Consider the following 16,087-nt stretch of genomic DNA (forward strand, 5'->3'; position numbering starts at 1 on the left):
CGGGGCTTTCAGGGCAACCGACTCCGAACATTACCGTTCAGTCTCCATCTTGCCACCTGTCCACCTCGCTACCTCGCTTTCTCGCCAGCCTCCGTGAAACATTTCTTGACAGGAATCCCCGCTTTACGAAATTGCCGATTCAAGGAGAAAATATGAAAGCTCCCTTCGAAATGACCCTCAAAAGCATGATAGACCATTCTTGCGAGCAATTTGGCAATCTTCCCGCGCTGTCCAATGTGGACGACGAGCCCATTCGCTATTCCGAACTGCGCGAACAGATTGACGGCTTAATCCGCATGATGGAGGAAGAAGGCATCGTGAAAGGCGATAAAATTGCCATTCTGGGCCAAAATATGCCCAACTGGGGCATCGCGTATCTCGCCATCACGTCCATGGGCGCGGTTGTGGTTCCGATTCTCACGGATTTTCACGTGAACGAGATATTGAATATCCTGCGTCACAGCGAGTCAAAGATGGTCTTTGTTTCCCGCGCTCATTATGACAAAATTGGCTATTCCGATTTGGAGCCCTGGGTCTCCCTGGTGGCTTTGGATAACTTTGAGCTGTTGGAATATAAAGCGCCCAAAGACCGGATTGGCGGCATCATGTACGAGCCGCTGAAACAGCTTTACAAACTGCGCAATAAAGCCTTGAAAGCCGTGGGGTTGAAAAGCGAAAAAGTCAATGAGGACGACACCGCCGCCCTGATTTATACATCGGGCACGACGGGGCTGTCCAAAGGCGTGATGTTGAGCCATAAAAACTTGGTTTTGGACGCTTGGATTACGTCCCAATTCCAGCCCGTGAGGCCCCAAGACCGCTTGCTGTCTGTGTTACCGCTGTCCCACACCTATGAATGTACGATTGGATTCATCATTCCGATGATGGGCGGAGGCTGTGTTTACTATCTGGATAAACCGCCTACGGCGCGGGTTTTGGTTCCCGCCATGCAAAAGATTCGGCCCACGATGATATTGACGGTTCCCCTCATCATCGAAAAGATTTTCAAAACCCAAGTCTATCCACAGTTGAACGCGAATCCGGTTTTTCGCGCGCTCTATAAAATGCCGCCCACACGGAAGTTATTACACCAGTTGGCGGGCAAAAAGCTGATGAAAACCTTTGGCGGAGAGCTGCATTTCTTTGGCATCGGCGGGGCTCTGCTTTCCTGGGATGTGGAGCGGTTTTTGAACGAAGCGGGCTTTCCTTACGCCATCGGTTATGGCTTGACCGAAACTTCGCCGCTCGTCGCGGGAAGCCATCCCCGGGATACGCGTTTTCGCTCCACCGGTCAGGTTTTGGAGCATCTCCAGCTTCGCATCGCCGACCCCGACCCCAAAACCCGCATCGGCGAGATTGAGGTGAAAGGCGACACGGTGATGAAAGGCTATTACAAAGACCCGGCGAGAACGGCGGAAGCCTTTACCAAGGACGGTTTTTTCAAAACTGGGGATTTGGGAATCCTGCGCAAAAAACGCTATCTCTATATCATTGGACGCTCCAAAAACGTGATTGTGGCGGCTTCCGGGGAAAATATCTATCCCGAGGAAGTGGAAAGCAAGTTGAACGAACATGAGGCGGTTTTGGAATCCCTGGTTCTGGATGTGGGCGGGGTTTTGACGGCAAGAGTGTTTTTAAGCCCTGAATATCTGGAAAAACATCACCACACAAACCGCATCACCAGCGCCAAATATAAAAAGCAAGTCGACGCGCTTTTGGATGAGATAAAGAGCCAGGCAAACGAGAACCTTTCGAGCTTTTCCCGCATCAAGCACATCGTTGAACAGAGGGAACCTTTCGAAAAGACCGCCACCCAGAAAATCAAGCGCTTCCTTTATCAGTGAAGCGGGTTGGAACTCTTTACGCGATAAGATTTTAAGGATATAAAACACGCCATTTCGGCGGATGGGAGAGAATTGTGAAAAAAATGACCATCGTTTTTGTGTTGACGCTTTTAGGGAGCGTTGTTTTGTTCGGTCAAGTCAATCGGCTGGACTTTGATGAGCTGAATTTTGAGCTGAATATCCACGCCAGCAAACGGGTGGGTGAGGGCGTTTATAACGATTTGGCGTTTGGCGCGACGAGGGAAAACTGGGCGGACAGCGTTCGCGTAGTTTTTACCAGCCCGGAAATGGATGTAACTGTAAGCGTCGTACCGCGTTCGAGCTATTTGAGCCAGGCTTGGTATTTCGATGTGAGGGTGGATTTTAAAGAGGAAACCTTTTTGAGGGAATTTTGGTTCACGCTGGATAACGCCCAAAATCCAATCCACGCGGAATTTACAGGGGTGGAAGCCGTCCAAAACCGGGAGGCGACACGTAATCGCATGATTGGGCCGTATATGGACAAGGTCGCCGAATTATCCTGTGGGGGACGGAGTTTCTGGATTGTGGCTTCCGGATATGAGGGTTGTGAGGGTGTGGAAAGCATTGCCATGAATAGGGTTATGCTCTATAACTTTCAATCCAACTATTTCAGGTTGTTTGACGAGAACCTCCAAGCTTGCGCCATCCCACGCGACACGATGTATAAACCGGCGGGGGGAAGCCATCACTGGGGTTTTCTGCTTTTCACCCAGAAGCCGCTGTTGTTGGATATCAACCGCTGGCCTGGGGACCGGAAAGCCGCGTTTTGTATCACCAATGACGCTGATGGCGAGACTTTACCACGTTTGAAAGCCGTGTTTGAAGGCAGCAATAATCCGAGCAATCCCAGCTATTATACGAAGGGGTTCTTTGCGCGGAATATCCCCGTCACCACCACCATCCACGGGGTGAACGAACCGACTCTGGGGGAGATGTGGCGCTTGATTAAAAGCAAAGGAAATCGGGTTGGATGGCACACTTATACGATGTTGGCAGACCCTCCAGGCACGAATGAACAGGCTTTGCTCCATGATTTGGTGGATTTGGAAATTCGCAGTTGGATTGACCATTCGGTTCCGAATAATCCGGAAGACCTTGTCTATCAAGGATTACTCCCGGAAAGTCCGTATTTTGTGGCTGATATCATCAATCAAAGCGAAATCGAATATGTCTGGCCGGCGGATACGCCAAGAACCAATCCCTTCAACGCTTACGATGAGGCCTGGCGCCTGCCCCACATCGTTTGGGAAGCCACCGCGCTCACGAAGCCGGTTTGGTTTTATGGGCGCACCAGGACGGAGGTTTGGGAATATTTGAACCAATATATGTCCGTGAGCATGAAATATATCGTGACCCCGGAAAACCTGGACGCCCTAATCGCGGCGCGGGGTTTACACGTTGGTTACACCCACTTTTGTATGTCGCAAACGGATACCCGGCTCTCTTTTTGGATGATTCAGCCCAATGGGGATTATGTGGTTCGCGATGATGTGGATGAAATGTTGCAAATGTTGGATTATTACAGGCAGTATCGGGGTTTGTGGATAGCACCGGTGGAGGATGTTTTCGACCGGATGTTGGATATCGAAGAGGTGAAAATCACCGCCGTGGAAAAAATGGAGAATGAGGGATTTTTGAAGGTGACCCTGGCAAATGGCGCGGCGAGGGATATCACGGAACTCGCCATCCAACATGAGGATAGCAGATATATTATCCCGGATTTCACGGCGGGGTCAAGCCAGGATATCCATCTGACTGAAGGCTCTGGAGGGGGAAATGTTCCGGATTTACGCTATCAAATTCACTATCAGCAGGGGCAGGTGAGTGTCAGCAAGGCTTCGGGTGATTTTTTGGAGCCGATGAAGGTGGAGATTTTCAATCTGAAGGGACAGCGGCTGATTGAACGTGAATTCAGTTTCCAGCAAACGCAAATCATCCTGCCCTTCACGGGAAAGGCTTCTGGAATCTATCTGGCGAGATTCAGCCGACCAGGGATGTTGCCTGTTTTACAAAAATTCAGCGTGGTGAAATAGAGGTTTAATCTTTTATTCGCAGTGAGATACCGCCCTGGAAAGAGATTCCGGGTTGGGGGACGTAGGCGTAAACGGAATATTGTTTATTGAGCAGGTTGTGGATGGAAAAATGGGGTGAAAGTTCCCAGCTCCAGAGATGGAAAACGGTGGAAATTCCGCAATCCAACAAGCTGTGGGAAGGCAGCGCTCCAGCGAGGTTATCCGGAGTTGTAAATTGTTCTCCCGTTCGGGAATACTGGCTCCAAAAACGGAGGAAAGGCCAGTTTAAACCCAGTTTGAATCCATAGCTGAAATCCGGGGTGTACATCAGGTGGGGCGCGGTTTCGGGGGGATTTGAACTGAGGTCCAGCGCTTTGGTGAGCAGCATGGAAGCGCTCAAATCCAGCCAGTTCCAAAGCTCGAGCCCGGTTTCCATTTCCAGATTTTTCACTTGGGCTTTGCCGACGTTGAAGGGTTTCCACACGTTTCCAAACATCTGCACCTGACGCCATTGGATGAGGCTGTCAATTTCGTTTGCATGCCAGGCTCCGCGCAGATGGAAGCCGCCAATCCGGTTTTCCAGCCAAAGCTGCCAACCACGGGATTTTTCGCTGGAAAGATTTGGATTTCCAATGGCTTGGGAATCTCCCTTCCAATATAAATCGTAGGGTGAGGGCAGCGCGAAGGAGGAGCCCCAGGTTCCGCCCAGCGAGCTTTCCACGAAGCCGATGTGTTTCAGACTGCCTTCCAGACGCCAACTGGGGTTGTTTTGGCCTCGCGCCCGGTCGAGCCTCGCGGCTCCGGCGCCATCGAGCAGCCACAGCCCCCAATCCTGTTGTAATCCGGTTTTCAGGCTGATGTTGGCAAAGTTGTCGCTGTGGTCGAGGTCGTTGGCGGGGTTAATCAGGTTCAGGTTGCGATAGTGTTCATGACCAAATTCCGCCGCTGTTCCGGCATTCAGCGATAAACCCTGAGCCAGGTTGAAATTGGCGCCCACGCTACCGCGCAAGCCAGTGTTCAACAGGTTTTGGCGATAGCGGGAGACATAAACCGGCAGAGGGGCGTTGGTGTTGTCGTAAAGCGCACCGTCGAGGTTCAGCCAAGCCAGAAGGTCGGCGTTGTATTTTCCTGAACTGGCGCTGATTCCCAGGCTGTTTCGGTTGGCGTGTCCATCCAGGTAGGCATGGCGGTAAACCTCTGTGAAATTGACAGTTCCGGGAAGCTGGCGATGGAACCATACATAGTCGGTTTGGAGGCTGAGACGTGTGATTCCGCTTCTGAAAGCGAGAGAACCGGAGATGGAATTCTGGCGGCGGGCGTTGTTTTCCCGAATCATCAGGCTGTCGCCGCTCCACCAATCCGGCATTTTATATTTGAAATCGTTGTTTGTGTTCAGATGTGAGCTTCCCAGGCGGAGTTCCCAGTTTTTGAGGGCGGCGGCGAAGGAAAGCGAGTTTTTGGCATATCCGAAGGAGCCAATTTCGCTGTCGACGGAAAACTCTGTGGAGCCGGAAGTTTTGCCCTGACGCGTGCGGATGTTCAGGATTCCACCGATGGCGGAACCTCCCCCATAAACAGAGGCGTTATTTTTAATCAATTCAATGGATTCGATGTTGTTTGTGTCAATCAGGGAGAGGTCATAGCTTTCGCCACCTGGGTTGAGGGCAATTCCATCCACGATTATCAGGCTGTGGCGGGGCAGATTTCCCAGGATGGAAACGCTCTGGTTTTCACCGGGGAGGCGGACATCGCTGGTGTTGATGGAGGGTGTGGTCGCCAGAATTTCGGCGGGTGAATAATAGTGTCGGTCTGGGTCGATGGGAAGCGCCACCCGGTCAGCCGGAGCGGAATAGACATTCCAGGCGCTTTCGCTGACCACGACCTTGGGCAGAAGCAGCGCTTCGGGCTCCAAAACCACTGAGCCGCTTGATTTTATGGCCGCCAGTTTTCGGGTTTTAAAGCCCAGGCGGCTGAAGGAGAGGAAATCGGCCTCGGTGTTGAGGCTAAACTCACCTTGTTCGGAGCTGTATTTATATTGTTTACCGTCACTTACCAACACCGAAGAGATGGGTTTTCCCTGAGGGTCAAGGGTTTTACCTTGCACAAGACGAGCTTCGGCGAAAGACGCCAGGAAGACGAGGCTTAAACACAAGAGCAGAAAGCGTTTCATGGTATTCCTGGATAGAGTAAATTTGGTTTTCCCGTCACCGGGTTGAGCATGGTTTGAAGTTCGAGCCCGAAAAGCTCTCGCAGAAGCCGAGGCTGCATCATTTCCTCAGGGGTTCCGCTTCCCAAGACTCTGCCCTGGGAAAGCAGGACCATTCTGTCGGCGAAATTCGCGCCCAGATTGAGGTTGTGGGAAATGAGGAGGATACCTTTGCCATTGTTGTGAACGATTTCACGCAGACGCGCCATGATTTCCACCTGATGGTTAATATCAAGCTGGGAAAGGGTTTCATCGAGGAAAATGTAGGAGGTTTCCTGAGCCAGCGCTCTCGCGATTAAAACCCGCTGTTTTTCACCACCGCTGAGCTGGGAAAAGAAGCGGTCGGCAAATTTGCTTAAACCCAACTGTTCCAATACCTTGTCCACCGCTTCCAAATCCTGGGGCAGCCAGCTTTGCATCAATCCCAGATAGGGGTAGCGACCCATGAGAACGATGTCCCGCACGGGATAATCGAATTGAAACACTGTTTCCTGGGAGACGAGAGCGGTCAGGCGTGCCAGTTCGGAACGGCGATAGCTGGAAAGGGGACGGTCAAAGAGGCGGACCTCGCCCTCCAGGATGGGCAAAAAGCCCAGCAAGGCGTGGATTAGGGTGGATTTCCCGGCGCCATTGGGACCGACGAGCACGGTGAACTCATCGGAGTTCAAGCGCAGGTCTAACTCGCGTAATACGAAGTGGTTGTCATAGGCGCAGCCAAGTTTTTTTACTTCAATCATGTTCGTTCCCAGTTGCATTTTCTGGGGGGTGCTGATTCTGTCAACCTGCGTTTAATGATAAAAATATTCCTTGCGCGGATAGTATGGTAAATTAGTATATATTGAGAAGTCAGTTCACAAGAAAGGAGAAACCATAATGTCCGTGAGCACGAAAACGGAATACGCTCTCAGGGCTTTGCTGGAAATCCCGGATAAATCCAGCATTTCAGCCCAAAGTATCTGCGATAAACAGAATCTGCCCAAAAAGTATACGGAACAGCTTTTGCGCTCGCTCAAAAAAGCCGGATTGGTGGTGAGCAGTCCCGGAGCTTTGGGCGGATATACCCTGGCGAGACCAGCTTCGCGTATCACTTTGTTGGATATCATGGACGCCGTGGAAGACCGCAACGCGGAGATGAATTGCGCTCGGGACAAGCAGTTTTGTCTGGGTGACGATTGCGGTTTACAGGCGGTTTTCAACGAACTGGCAAAAAAGCAGCGGGGTCTTTTCCGTGGATACAGCCTCGCCAACATCATTAAAGATTTAAAACAGGAGAAACAATGACGCCCGGAAAAATTTACCTGGATAACTGCGTCACCACGCCGCTGGACCCAGAAGTCCTCGAGGCCATGCTGCCCTATTTCAGCGAGAAATTTTGGATGCCTGGAACCTTCATCAGCACTGGGGAATCCACCAACAGCGCTTTGGATGATTTTCGCCAAACGATTGCGGAGACTTTGAACGCCCAAGCTGGTGAAATTCATTTTACATCTGGTGGAACCATCGCCAACAACATTGCCATCAAGGGTTTGGCAAACGCCCACGCTTCCAGCGGGAAACATGCCATCGTTTCGCTGGTGGATTATCCAGACCTGCTCACAAACGCCGCCTGGCTTGAAAAAAAGGGTTTTGAAGTGACTTATTTGGAGCCGGACGCGGAGGGTGTGGTTGGCGCGGAAAAATTGGCGGCTGCCATCAGAAATGATACCACACTGTTTTTGACCACCATCGTGAACCACGTTGTGGGCACCATTCAGCCCATGGCGGAATATAAAAAGGTGTTGGAAAACGCCGGACACAAAATCTTTTGGCACGCAGACGCTGGTCAGGCCTATGGAAAGATGCCTCTGGATTTGCAGGAATTGGGAGTGGACACCCTCAGCATTTCCGCTCATAAAATCCATGGACCGCAGGGTGTTGGCGCTCTTTTTGTGAGAAAAGGAACCAGAATCGCCCAGATTATCCACGGAGTGAGCCGTGTGGGCAGCATTCAACCCGGAGGAGTCAGCATCGCCCTCATCGCTGGATTTGCCAAAGCGGTTCAAATCACTTTCGCCGACCTCGACGCCACGATTTCCAAACTGCGTGGGCTTTCAAACTATTTGTTGGAACGTCTGGAGGCGGAAATTCCTGAAATCGAACTTAACGGCCCTCGCGGTGAAAAGCGCGCCAGCCACAATATCAACATTTCGATTGCCTACATCGAGGGTGAGGCCATCACGATGATGCTGGATTTGAAAGGCATCACCGTCGCCACCGGTTCGGCCTGTGCCTCTCAGGGCCTCAAGCCCAGTTACGTGTTGATGGCGATGGGCAAAAACCACGTCCAAAGCCATGGCTCGATGAAATTTACCCTTTCCCGCTACAACACAAAAGAGCAGATAGATTTTGCGGTTGCCAGTCTGGCGAAAATCACAGCCCAACTGCGCGAACGCAGCCCACTTTACCAAGCCACCCATTCTCAGGAGAAATAATGCAATATTCACAAAAAGTTTTGGACCACTTCATGAACCCCCACAACGTTGGGAAAATGGAGAACCCTGACGCCGTCGCCACCGAAGGCAGCCCCGCCTGCGGAGACCAGGTTACCATCTACCTTAAAATCGATGAAGCCAGTAAAAAGATAGATGACATCAGTTTTTTGAGCTATGGCTGTGCCTCAAACATCGCCACAGCCAGCATTATCACCGACCTCGCCAAAGGAAAAACCCTGGATGAAGCCAAAAAAATCAGTTGGAAAGACGCCATGGACGCCCTGGATGGGCTTCCGCCCGTGAAAGTTCACTGCTCGGTTTTGGCGTCGGATACCCTGCAGACCGCAATTTCGAACTATGAGATTGAGCACGGTTTGAAAGAGGTTCCAAATTTTGGCAAAGAGACCATCATCGAGGAATTGAAGAAAATCATCTATCCGCAAGTGGGAGAGGATATTGTGACTCTTAAAATGGTCAAATATGTGGGATTTGATGATGGTGAGGTGTTGATTGATATGAACATCATGAGCTTCGATGAATGGCGTGATAACGTTGCCGAAGAAATCCGTGAACACCTATCCAAGTTTCCGGAAGTGAAGAATATCAAGATTAATTTTCCCTAAACTAAGATTCAATACACCCAGCCGGCGAAGCTCCCGGGCTCTTTCCTCCGGGAACTTCGCTGTTTCGGTTACGGGTCAGAAATTAACATTTTGAAACCAATAAAATACGCTTATAATTATCTGTAATCATCTTCATCAAAGGAGTTGTAACATGAAAAAGCTACTTGTTCTTATCGCTGTTTTGGCGCTGGGGCTGGCTCTTTTTGCGGACGACGCGAAAAGCGAAGCCGTTCAAGCCATCGACACTGCTAAAACATTCATAAATAAAGGAAACTATGGCAAAGCCAGGGAAGAACTGGAATACGCCATGGCAAAAATCGACGAAATTCTGGGCGAAGACCTGTTGAACTATCTCCCCGCTGGTTCTGGTGGTTTCAAGCTCAACGAAAAAAGCTTCACACCTTTGAATATTCTGGGCTCGGGAATGACCGCCATGGGCGAATATGAAAAAGGTGACGCCGACTTCACGCTCACCATCAGCGTGGGCGGGATTTTGGGCCAAAGCGGAGGCTTGATGGGACTTGCGAACCTCTTTGGCATCAGTGGCGCCGCGGGGAAAAGCACTCGTGTGAGCGGCTACACGGCGAACCTGGAGTTCGACGAATCCGACCGAAGCGGAACTCTCATCGTGAAAGTGAACGACAGAATCACCGTCACGGTAAATGGCAGCAATATCAGCTCATCGGACTTGCTCAAAGCGCTGGCCGAGCAGGTTGATTTTTCCGCTCTGGAAAAGGATTATTGAAAAAACTCATCGAGATTAAACTCATCCAAAGATGCTCAAAGCTGTTTGGATATTTAATTGTAATCGCCTCTTGACAAATCAGGGGGCGATTCTTTATTAGAACTTTGGAAGGAAAAATGGATCCACGAGAACATTATCGCCAAGACGCGCTGGAATTTGACTATTTTGAGGACGGGAAAATGAATCCCGCCGAGCAAAGACGCACCCAGTTTACGCTTTCCATTTGCGATATCCGACCCGGCATGAAGGTTTTGGATTTGGGCAGCGGCAGAGGTTGGTTCAGCTTGGAAGCCGCAAAACTGGGCGCGGAGGTGACCGCCATGGACCTCAGCGAAGAAAACCTGGCTCGAATCAAGGACATGAATCCCAAAATTGAAACGGTTTATGGTGATGCCTGCGAGCTTCAGGATTTGGGCAAAAAGTTTGACCTCATCGTGGCGTTGGAGATGATGGAACACTTGGTGGAACCAGCCTTGGCGCTGCAAAATTGCCGGGAATACCTCAAACCCGGAGGGACGCTGTTGATTACCGTGCCCTACCGCGAGGAAATCAGGTATTCACTGTGTGTCCATTGCAACCGGAAAACCCCTGTGAACGCGCATTTGCATAGTTTCGACCAAGCCAAAGTGGCAGCGTTGTTGTGGGAAAACGGGTTCAAGGTTCAACGTAGTATCAGGTTCTACCACAAAGCGATGGCGGCTTTGCGTTTGAACCAATTAACCCGAAAAATGCCATTTTCTGTCTGGCGGACTTTGGATAAATTATCCGGGTTGAGTGGTGATAAATGGTTTTATCTGGCGGTGAAGGCGCGTTTAAGAAACTGAAGAATTGCCCCTTTCATAAATATCCGGCGCCAACTTCCTTAACATTCATGGGCGTTTGAAAAGTTCTTGTAAATCTTTGGCATTCAATAGGAAAAGCTCATTAAAAGAGAATTTTTCCGGGCCCAGGAACAGGAAAATGTAGATAAGTCCGTAAAGCGCGTAGGCAATACCAGAGGCAATCGCCGCGCCCAGAATCCCCAAGCGTGGGATTAAAACGAAGTTCAAGCTAATGTTTGTGAGCAGGGTTGCCAAGCTTGCCCACAGATGCACTTTTGGCCGTCCCAAGGTAAAAAAGTATTGCATTCCCACCCGGGCGGGGGAGGAAAGCACCGCTCCGACCAACAGAACCATGGTACTGTAAATTGCGCCTGTATATGCTTTTCCATATACAAACGGGATTAAAAAGCTGAGCGGAATACCCACGGCTGCCAAAGCCGCGCAGGCATACAGGGTCAGTTTCAGGGTTCGGGAAAGCAGAAGCCGGGCTGAATTGGGGTCTTCTGTGTTGTAAAGTTTTCCCAAAAAAGCGGAACTGACGCTTATGGGCACCAAAAAGAGCAATTCTGCCAGGCTTACGGAGATGGAATATGTCCCCAGTTCAGCCAAGCCCAACATGTTTTTTATCATGAATTGATCGGCTCGCAAAAACAAAAATGAAAAAATTGAACCCAGCCAGAGGATACCGCCGTAGCCAAATTCCGACCTCAGCAATCCGAAATCAAAAGCCGGGGTGTATTTTTGCCTCACTTTCAGCCAAAGCAGCGTGGCGTTCAGCAGCATACCCAAAACCATCAGCGAAAAATAGCGGAAAGGTGACAGCATGCCGGAAATCCAGAGACCCAGTAGCAGCGCGTTTTTCAGCAGGAAAACCCCAATGATATAGCGGTTGCTTTCGCGGATGCGTTCATCACCCACATACCAGGATTGGAGGTTGGTGAAAAACAGGTCGGATATGCTAAAGGCAAGCCCGGCAACGATGTAGCCCCAATGATAACTCTGCAGGATGAGGCCTGTGGCGCGCAAACTCAAAACCGCAGTGGCAGCAAGCAGGGAAAGCATTGCCAAAGATGTTATATTCACGCCAAAGAGGTGTTTGCGAGACTGGGCTCCACGCTTCAGGAAATACATATTGGCGTTGTTCAAGCCAAGGTGCCCATAATCTCCCAAAAGGGTGAAAACCAGCAGGATATATGCCACTTTACCCATTCCGGCGGGACCCAAAACACGGGCGACAACAATGCCAGTGAGCGCTCCCACAGCAATTCGGATTATCTGGCTGCCAAGATTGCTGGCGATATTTTCCTTGTATCCCATGTCTTTTACGTTATCAGGAGGCTGGTTTTTTGATTGGGAGTCAAAACCGCGGAATCAATCTTCAAAAATTTCCTTTTGATCCTGCGAGGGTGACAAACCTAAATGTTTGTAAGCCTTGAAGGTAACCTTGCGACCCTGGGGCGTGCGTTCCAAAAACCCCTGTTGCACCAGATACGGTTCAAAGATTTCCTCAATGGTGCCAGCATCCTCTCCCACAGCGGCTCCCAGGGTTTTCAGACCCACCGGCCCACCGCGATAATTTTCGATGATGGTGCCCAGGAGGCGTTTATCCATTTCATCCAAACCGGCGTGATCCACCTGCAGCATTTCCAAAGCCTGCAGCGCTATTTCGAGCGTAATGGTACCGGTGCCCATGATTTGAGCAAAATCCCGCACCCTGCGCAACAGGCGGTTCGCGATGCGGGGTGTTCCCCGGCTGCGGCGCGCAAGTTCTTCAATCCCAGCATCTTCGGCGGGAACTTCCATGATGTCTGCGGAACGGCGGATGATGCGTTTGATGGAGTCAAAATCGTAATAATCCAGCCGCAAAACAATGCCAAAACGGTCTCGCAGCGGCGGGGTCAGCAATCCCGCTCTGGTTGTGGCGCCAATCAGGGTGAAAGGCTCCACGCTGATGCGCAGTGTGCGCGCGCTGGGGCCGCTGTCCAGGATGATTTCCATCTGAAAATCTTCCATGGCGGGATAGATATATTCTTCGATGACGTGGCTCAAGCGGTGGATTTCATCGATAAAAAGAACTTCGTGACGCTGCAGATTGGTCAGGATGCCAGCCAGATCGCTGGGTTTTTCCATCACGGGACCGCTGCTGACGGTGATTTCCACCCCCATTTCGCGAGCGATAATGCCCGCCAGCGTGGTCTTGCCAAGTCCGGGCGGACCGTAAAAAAGCACGTGATCCAGCGGTTCGCGGCGCAGTTTGGCAGCTTTGATGGAGATGTCCAAAAGTTGCTTGATGTGGTTTTGACCGATGAATTCATCCAGACTGCGAGGCCGCAGCGCGCGGTCGAATTCTTGGTCTTCAGGCCGTTCCAGAGGTGTGTTAAAGCGTTCCAGCATAAAGTGTTGTCCTTTTTTAAAGCTTGCCAAAAAGCTTCTTGAATTGCAGGCGCCAAACCATCCAGACCGCTTCCCAAACGATTTGCCGGCTCATTTTGGAAACCCCGTCCACGCGCTCTGTGAAAACGATGGAAACCTCATGTATTTTGAATCCCAGGCTCCAGGCTCGGAAATTCATTTCCACCTGGAAGGCATAGCCGTCGGAAAGGATGCGATCCAGATTGATGGCTTCCAACACTCTGCGATTAAAACACTTAAAGCCCGCGGTGGGGTCTTTCACCGGCATACCCGTAATAACACGCACATATTTTGAGGCAAAATAGCTGATTAAAAGCCGCCTGAATGGCCAGTTAACGATATTCACACCCTGGCAATAGCGGGAGCCAATTACCAGGTCATTTTTTTGGGCAGCCTCCAAAAGGCGGGGCAGGTCGTTTGGATCGTGGGAAAAATCTGCATCCATCTCCAGCACAAAGTCATAGCCATTTTTCAGGGCATATTTAAAACCGGTCACGTAGGCAGAGCCGAGCCCCATCTTGCGTGGCCTCTCAATCAGGTGCAGCCTGGGTTCGGTCTTCATCAAGTCTTTCACGGCGGCGGCTGTGCCATCGGGAGAATTGTCGTCCATCACCAGAATTTCCAACATTTCGCTTTGACTCAAAGCCGCCGGAATAATGCGGGCGATGTTTTCGATTTCATTATAGGTGGGAATGATTAACAGAGCTTTCATGTTTTGTCCAAATTGTTTTTAAGCAGTTGAGCCTCAGAAACCTCTAACAGAGGCTTGGCAGGGTTGCCCAAAACTATCTTTTGGGCGGGAACATCGCGTGAAACCACGGCTCCGCCTGCAACAACGCCATCTTCTTCAATCACCTTGCCAGGCAAAATGGTGGCGTTCACTCCAATGCGGGAGCCGGTTTTCATGGTTATTCCTTTAAAATGTTTGAACCGTTCGGGGTCGCGAGCCATAAAATTATCGTTGCTGGTTGCCACGCAGGGCGCCACGAAACAGTAGTCCGCCACCTCGGAATAGGCTGTGATATAACAGTTTGTCTCGAATTTATTGCGGGAGCCGATGTTCACATAATTCTCGATGGCAACGTTGCGACCGATGATGTTCAGGTCGCCGATGCTCACATTTTCGCGGATGGTGGCAAGGTCTGCAATCAGGTTACGTTCGCCGATTTCACACTGCGCGTAAATCACAACATTCGCGCCAATCTGACAGAATGAACCGATGCGGGCTGGTTCCAACCCTTCGGGAACCTTGAAAATACTGCGCGGGGACGACAGCGGTTTTTTCCCAACAACGGTGTTGTCGTCGATGCGAACGTTGTCTCCAATCACGCTGCCCGCGTGGATAACCACGTTGTTTCCAATCAGGCAGTTTTCACCGATTTTCGCGTCTTCCAAGATGACGGCGTTTACGCCGATGCGCGTATTTTCGCCAATTTTGGCGCTGCTGTCAATATGCTGATTCATCAAACCTCCTTGGCTCAAGTGCAATTTTTTTCTCGACAAGTTATCAGGCAAGTAAAAAATGAGCATCGGGACACAAAACCATGGAAAAAGAACTACAAAGTTACCTGCAACACCTCAGCGTTGAGGGAAAATCCGTCAACACCGTCATCGCCTATGGCCGCGATCTGACACAGTTTCAAGGCTATGTGGCACGCTTTTTCCCCGCTGAAATCATCGCCCGGGAAATTGAGCCACAAATGATTCGGGATTGGATGCTGCACCTGCACGAACAGGGTGTGGGAAACCGCAGCATGGCACGGAAATTGGCTGCCTTGCAGGGCTTTTTTTCCCATCTGATGCTGTTGGATGAGTTGGAAATCAACCCCATGGACAAGATAAAGAGACCAAAATTCGAAAATGCTCTGCCCAAATTCTTTTCTGAGGAAGAAATGTTGACCCTGCTCCGCATTCCCGATTTGGACAGTGTTTTTGGCGTTCGCAACCGCGCCATTTTGGAGCTGCTCTATGCCAGCGGAATCAGAATTGGTGAATTGGCAGGGCTGCGTCTGGTGGACATCAACCTAAAACGCGGCTTAATCAAAGTTTGGGGAAAGGGCGGCAAAGAAAGAATGGTGCCCATTGGCGAAGCGGCGATTGAAGCGGTTCAGAATTGGCTGAAACGCAGGCCTGAACTGGAACGCGAGCATTCTTCGGACCGGCTGTTTCTCACCAAGGGTGGCAATGATTTTGATGGACGCCAGCTTTATTCCATATTGGATCAATATTTCAGCCTCGTTGCCCAAAAAAAAGGATATTCTCCCCATACCCTGCGACACAGTTTTGCCACCCACATGCTTTCCCGGGGCGCGGATTTGCGGGCTGTGCAGGAAATGCTGGGACACGAAAACCTCGAAACCACAGCCATATACACTCATGTAACCTCGGAAGACCTAAAAAAAGCCTACCGCAAAGGCCATCCCCGCGGCGGAGAATAAAAAAGCGCCCCGTTTTGGAGCGCTTGTAAGATAAAGAGGGTTTTAAGATTTAGAACAAAAAGCCCAGGCTGAACATGATGCCGTTGTGGGTGTCTTTCTTATTTCTTTCGATTATGTTGTTGTCACCGTCATAATCTGCCAAGCCAAGCTGATAGCGGGCTCCCACAAGCACTTTGTCGATTATCTGCAGGTCCAGACCAAAATCCACACCATAGTTCAGGCGGTTGATATCTTCCAATAAATCGGTCTCATCGTCAATGACAACACCTTTGAATATGTTTTTTGCAACCACGGCATAACCCACGAAGGGGCCACTGTGGGCTGAAGATTAAGACCTTTGGCTGCTCTAACGTTGTATTTCAGAAGGATGGGAACTTCCACATAGTCCATGGCGGTGGTGTTGTCAACTGTCGCAGCCTTGAAAGTAAAACCTTTCTGGCTGTAAAGAATCTCTGGCTGCACGATAAAGTTCGAGTCGGTGCTGTATTGCAGAA

The 16,087-nt window shown here is 50.5% G+C and carries 16 protein-coding genes; 8 read left to right on the forward strand and 8 right to left on the reverse strand.

The genetic code is table 11. The features are described 5' to 3' along the window. Positions 1 to 152: 152 nt before the first annotated feature. Both GX135_06045 and GX135_06050 read left to right on the forward strand, forming a co-directional pair. Positions 153 to 1,844, forward strand: a complete 1,692-nt coding sequence (locus GX135_06045; GenBank protein NLN85647.1) for a long-chain fatty acid--CoA ligase — start codon at positions 153 to 155, stop codon at positions 1,842 to 1,844. A 74-nt stretch (positions 1,845 to 1,918) separates the two neighbouring features. After that, positions 1,919 to 3,898 (forward strand): hypothetical protein, encoded by a 1,980-nt coding sequence (locus GX135_06050; GenBank protein ID NLN85648.1) that lies wholly within the window; start codon positions 1,919 to 1,921, stop codon positions 3,896 to 3,898. A 4-nt stretch (positions 3,899 to 3,902) separates the two neighbouring features. Here the strand turns inward: GX135_06050 and GX135_06055 are convergent, their stop codons facing one another. After that, complete coding sequence (locus GX135_06055; protein ID NLN85649.1) at positions 3,903 to 6,047, reverse strand: TonB-dependent receptor plug domain-containing protein; 2,145 nt, start codon at positions 6,045 to 6,047, stop codon at positions 3,903 to 3,905. Further along, entirely contained in the window at positions 6,044 to 6,820 is a 777-nt protein-coding gene (locus GX135_06060; protein ID NLN85650.1) for an ABC transporter ATP-binding protein, read from the reverse strand. Before GX135_06060 ends, GX135_06055 begins: the two co-directional genes overlap by 4 nt. 136 nt (positions 6,821 to 6,956) lie before the next feature. Here GX135_06060 and GX135_06065 point away from each other — a divergent pair, with 136 nt between their 5' ends. From GX135_06065 to GX135_06085, 5 genes are all read left to right on the forward strand, one after another. Continuing rightward, positions 6,957 to 7,364 carry an Rrf2 family transcriptional regulator gene (locus tag GX135_06065; protein NLN85651.1) on the forward strand — a complete coding sequence of 136 codons (408 nt, stop codon included), beginning with the start codon at positions 6,957 to 6,959 and terminating at the stop codon, positions 7,362 to 7,364. Then, on the forward strand, positions 7,361 to 8,554 hold the full coding sequence (locus tag GX135_06070) for a cysteine desulfurase (GenBank protein NLN85652.1): 1,194 nt from the start codon (positions 7,361 to 7,363) through the stop codon (positions 8,552 to 8,554). The genes GX135_06065 and GX135_06070 overlap by 4 nt, the downstream gene beginning before the upstream one ends. Further along, complete coding sequence (locus tag GX135_06075; GenBank protein ID NLN85653.1) at positions 8,554 to 9,177, forward strand: DUF59 domain-containing protein; 624 nt, start codon at positions 8,554 to 8,556, stop codon at positions 9,175 to 9,177. Before GX135_06070 ends, GX135_06075 begins: the two co-directional genes overlap by 1 nt. A 151-nt stretch (positions 9,178 to 9,328) precedes the next feature. After that, the gene (locus GX135_06080; GenBank protein NLN85654.1) at positions 9,329 to 9,922 is read left to right on the forward strand and encodes a hypothetical protein; all 594 of its coding nucleotides are present in this window, start codon (positions 9,329 to 9,331) and stop codon (positions 9,920 to 9,922) included. 116 nt (positions 9,923 to 10,038) lie between these two features. After that, positions 10,039 to 10,746 (forward strand): class I SAM-dependent methyltransferase, encoded by a 708-nt coding sequence (locus GX135_06085; protein ID NLN85655.1) that lies wholly within the window; start codon positions 10,039 to 10,041, stop codon positions 10,744 to 10,746. 45 nt (positions 10,747 to 10,791) lie between these two features. Here the strand turns inward: GX135_06085 and GX135_06090 are convergent, their stop codons facing one another. Genes GX135_06090 through GX135_06105 form a run of 4 tightly spaced genes read right to left on the reverse strand, consistent with a single transcriptional unit; the run spans position 10,792 to position 14,619 of the window. Continuing rightward, positions 10,792 to 12,060, reverse strand: coding sequence for an oligosaccharide flippase family protein (locus tag GX135_06090; GenBank protein NLN85656.1), 1,269 nt, complete (start codon positions 12,058 to 12,060; stop codon positions 10,792 to 10,794). 54 nt (positions 12,061 to 12,114) lie between these two features. Continuing rightward, a complete protein-coding gene (gene ruvB / locus GX135_06095; GenBank protein NLN85657.1) occupies positions 12,115 to 13,137 on the reverse strand; it encodes a Holliday junction branch migration DNA helicase RuvB in 1,023 nt (340 codons plus the stop codon). Positions 13,138 to 13,153: 16 nt separating this feature from the next. After that, a complete protein-coding gene (locus GX135_06100; protein NLN85658.1) occupies positions 13,154 to 13,867 on the reverse strand; it encodes a polyprenol monophosphomannose synthase in 714 nt (237 codons plus the stop codon). Further along, on the reverse strand, positions 13,864 to 14,619 hold the full coding sequence (locus GX135_06105; protein ID NLN85659.1) for an N-acetyltransferase: 756 nt from the start codon (positions 14,617 to 14,619) through the stop codon (positions 13,864 to 13,866). The genes GX135_06100 and GX135_06105 overlap by 4 nt, the downstream gene beginning before the upstream one ends. A gap of 80 nt (positions 14,620 to 14,699) precedes the next feature. Between GX135_06105 and GX135_06110 the strand changes: the two genes are divergently transcribed. Beyond that, a complete protein-coding gene (locus GX135_06110; protein ID NLN85660.1) occupies positions 14,700 to 15,593 on the forward strand; it encodes a tyrosine recombinase XerC in 894 nt (297 codons plus the stop codon). A 49-nt stretch (positions 15,594 to 15,642) separates the two neighbouring features. Here the strand turns inward: GX135_06110 and GX135_06115 are convergent, their stop codons facing one another. Then, positions 15,643 to 15,885, reverse strand: a complete 243-nt coding sequence (locus GX135_06115) for a hypothetical protein (GenBank protein NLN85661.1) — start codon at positions 15,883 to 15,885, stop codon at positions 15,643 to 15,645. Next, positions 15,810 to 16,087 (reverse strand): PorT family protein (locus GX135_06120; GenBank protein ID NLN85662.1); only part of this gene is annotated, 278 nt, incomplete at its 5' end. The genes GX135_06120 and GX135_06115, both read right to left, overlap by 76 nt.

This window comes from Candidatus Cloacimonadota bacterium (genome assembly GCA_012522635.1).
Lineage (GTDB): Bacteria > Cloacimonadota > Cloacimonadia > Cloacimonadales > Cloacimonadaceae > Syntrophosphaera.

Excerpts from the sequence above, each read along its gene's own strand:
- ruvB (NLN85657.1), bottom strand. The coding sequence starts at position 13,137 with ATGCTGGAACGCTTTAACACACCTCTGGAACGGCCTGAAGACCAAGAA.
- GX135_06055 (NLN85649.1), bottom strand. The coding sequence starts at position 6,047 with ATGAAACGCTTTCTGCTCTTGTGTTTAAGCCTCGTCTTCCTGGCGTCT.
- GX135_06045 (NLN85647.1), top strand. The coding sequence starts at position 153 with ATGAAAGCTCCCTTCGAAATGACCCTCAAAAGCATGATAGACCATTCT.
- GX135_06060 (NLN85650.1), bottom strand. The coding sequence starts at position 6,820 with ATGATTGAAGTAAAAAAACTTGGCTGCGCCTATGACAACCACTTCGTA.
- GX135_06065 (NLN85651.1), top strand. The coding sequence starts at position 6,957 with ATGTCCGTGAGCACGAAAACGGAATACGCTCTCAGGGCTTTGCTGGAA.
- GX135_06105 (NLN85659.1), bottom strand. The coding sequence starts at position 14,619 with ATGAATCAGCATATTGACAGCAGCGCCAAAATTGGCGAAAATACGCGC.
- GX135_06085 (NLN85655.1), top strand. The coding sequence starts at position 10,039 with ATGGATCCACGAGAACATTATCGCCAAGACGCGCTGGAATTTGACTAT.
- GX135_06090 (NLN85656.1), bottom strand. The coding sequence starts at position 12,060 with ATGGGATACAAGGAAAATATCGCCAGCAATCTTGGCAGCCAGATAATC.
- GX135_06070 (NLN85652.1), top strand. The coding sequence starts at position 7,361 with ATGACGCCCGGAAAAATTTACCTGGATAACTGCGTCACCACGCCGCTG.
- GX135_06110 (NLN85660.1), top strand. The coding sequence starts at position 14,700 with ATGGAAAAAGAACTACAAAGTTACCTGCAACACCTCAGCGTTGAGGGA.
- GX135_06080 (NLN85654.1), top strand. The coding sequence starts at position 9,329 with ATGAAAAAGCTACTTGTTCTTATCGCTGTTTTGGCGCTGGGGCTGGCT.
- GX135_06100 (NLN85658.1), bottom strand. The coding sequence starts at position 13,867 with ATGAAAGCTCTGTTAATCATTCCCACCTATAATGAAATCGAAAACATC.
- GX135_06075 (NLN85653.1), top strand. The coding sequence starts at position 8,554 with ATGCAATATTCACAAAAAGTTTTGGACCACTTCATGAACCCCCACAAC.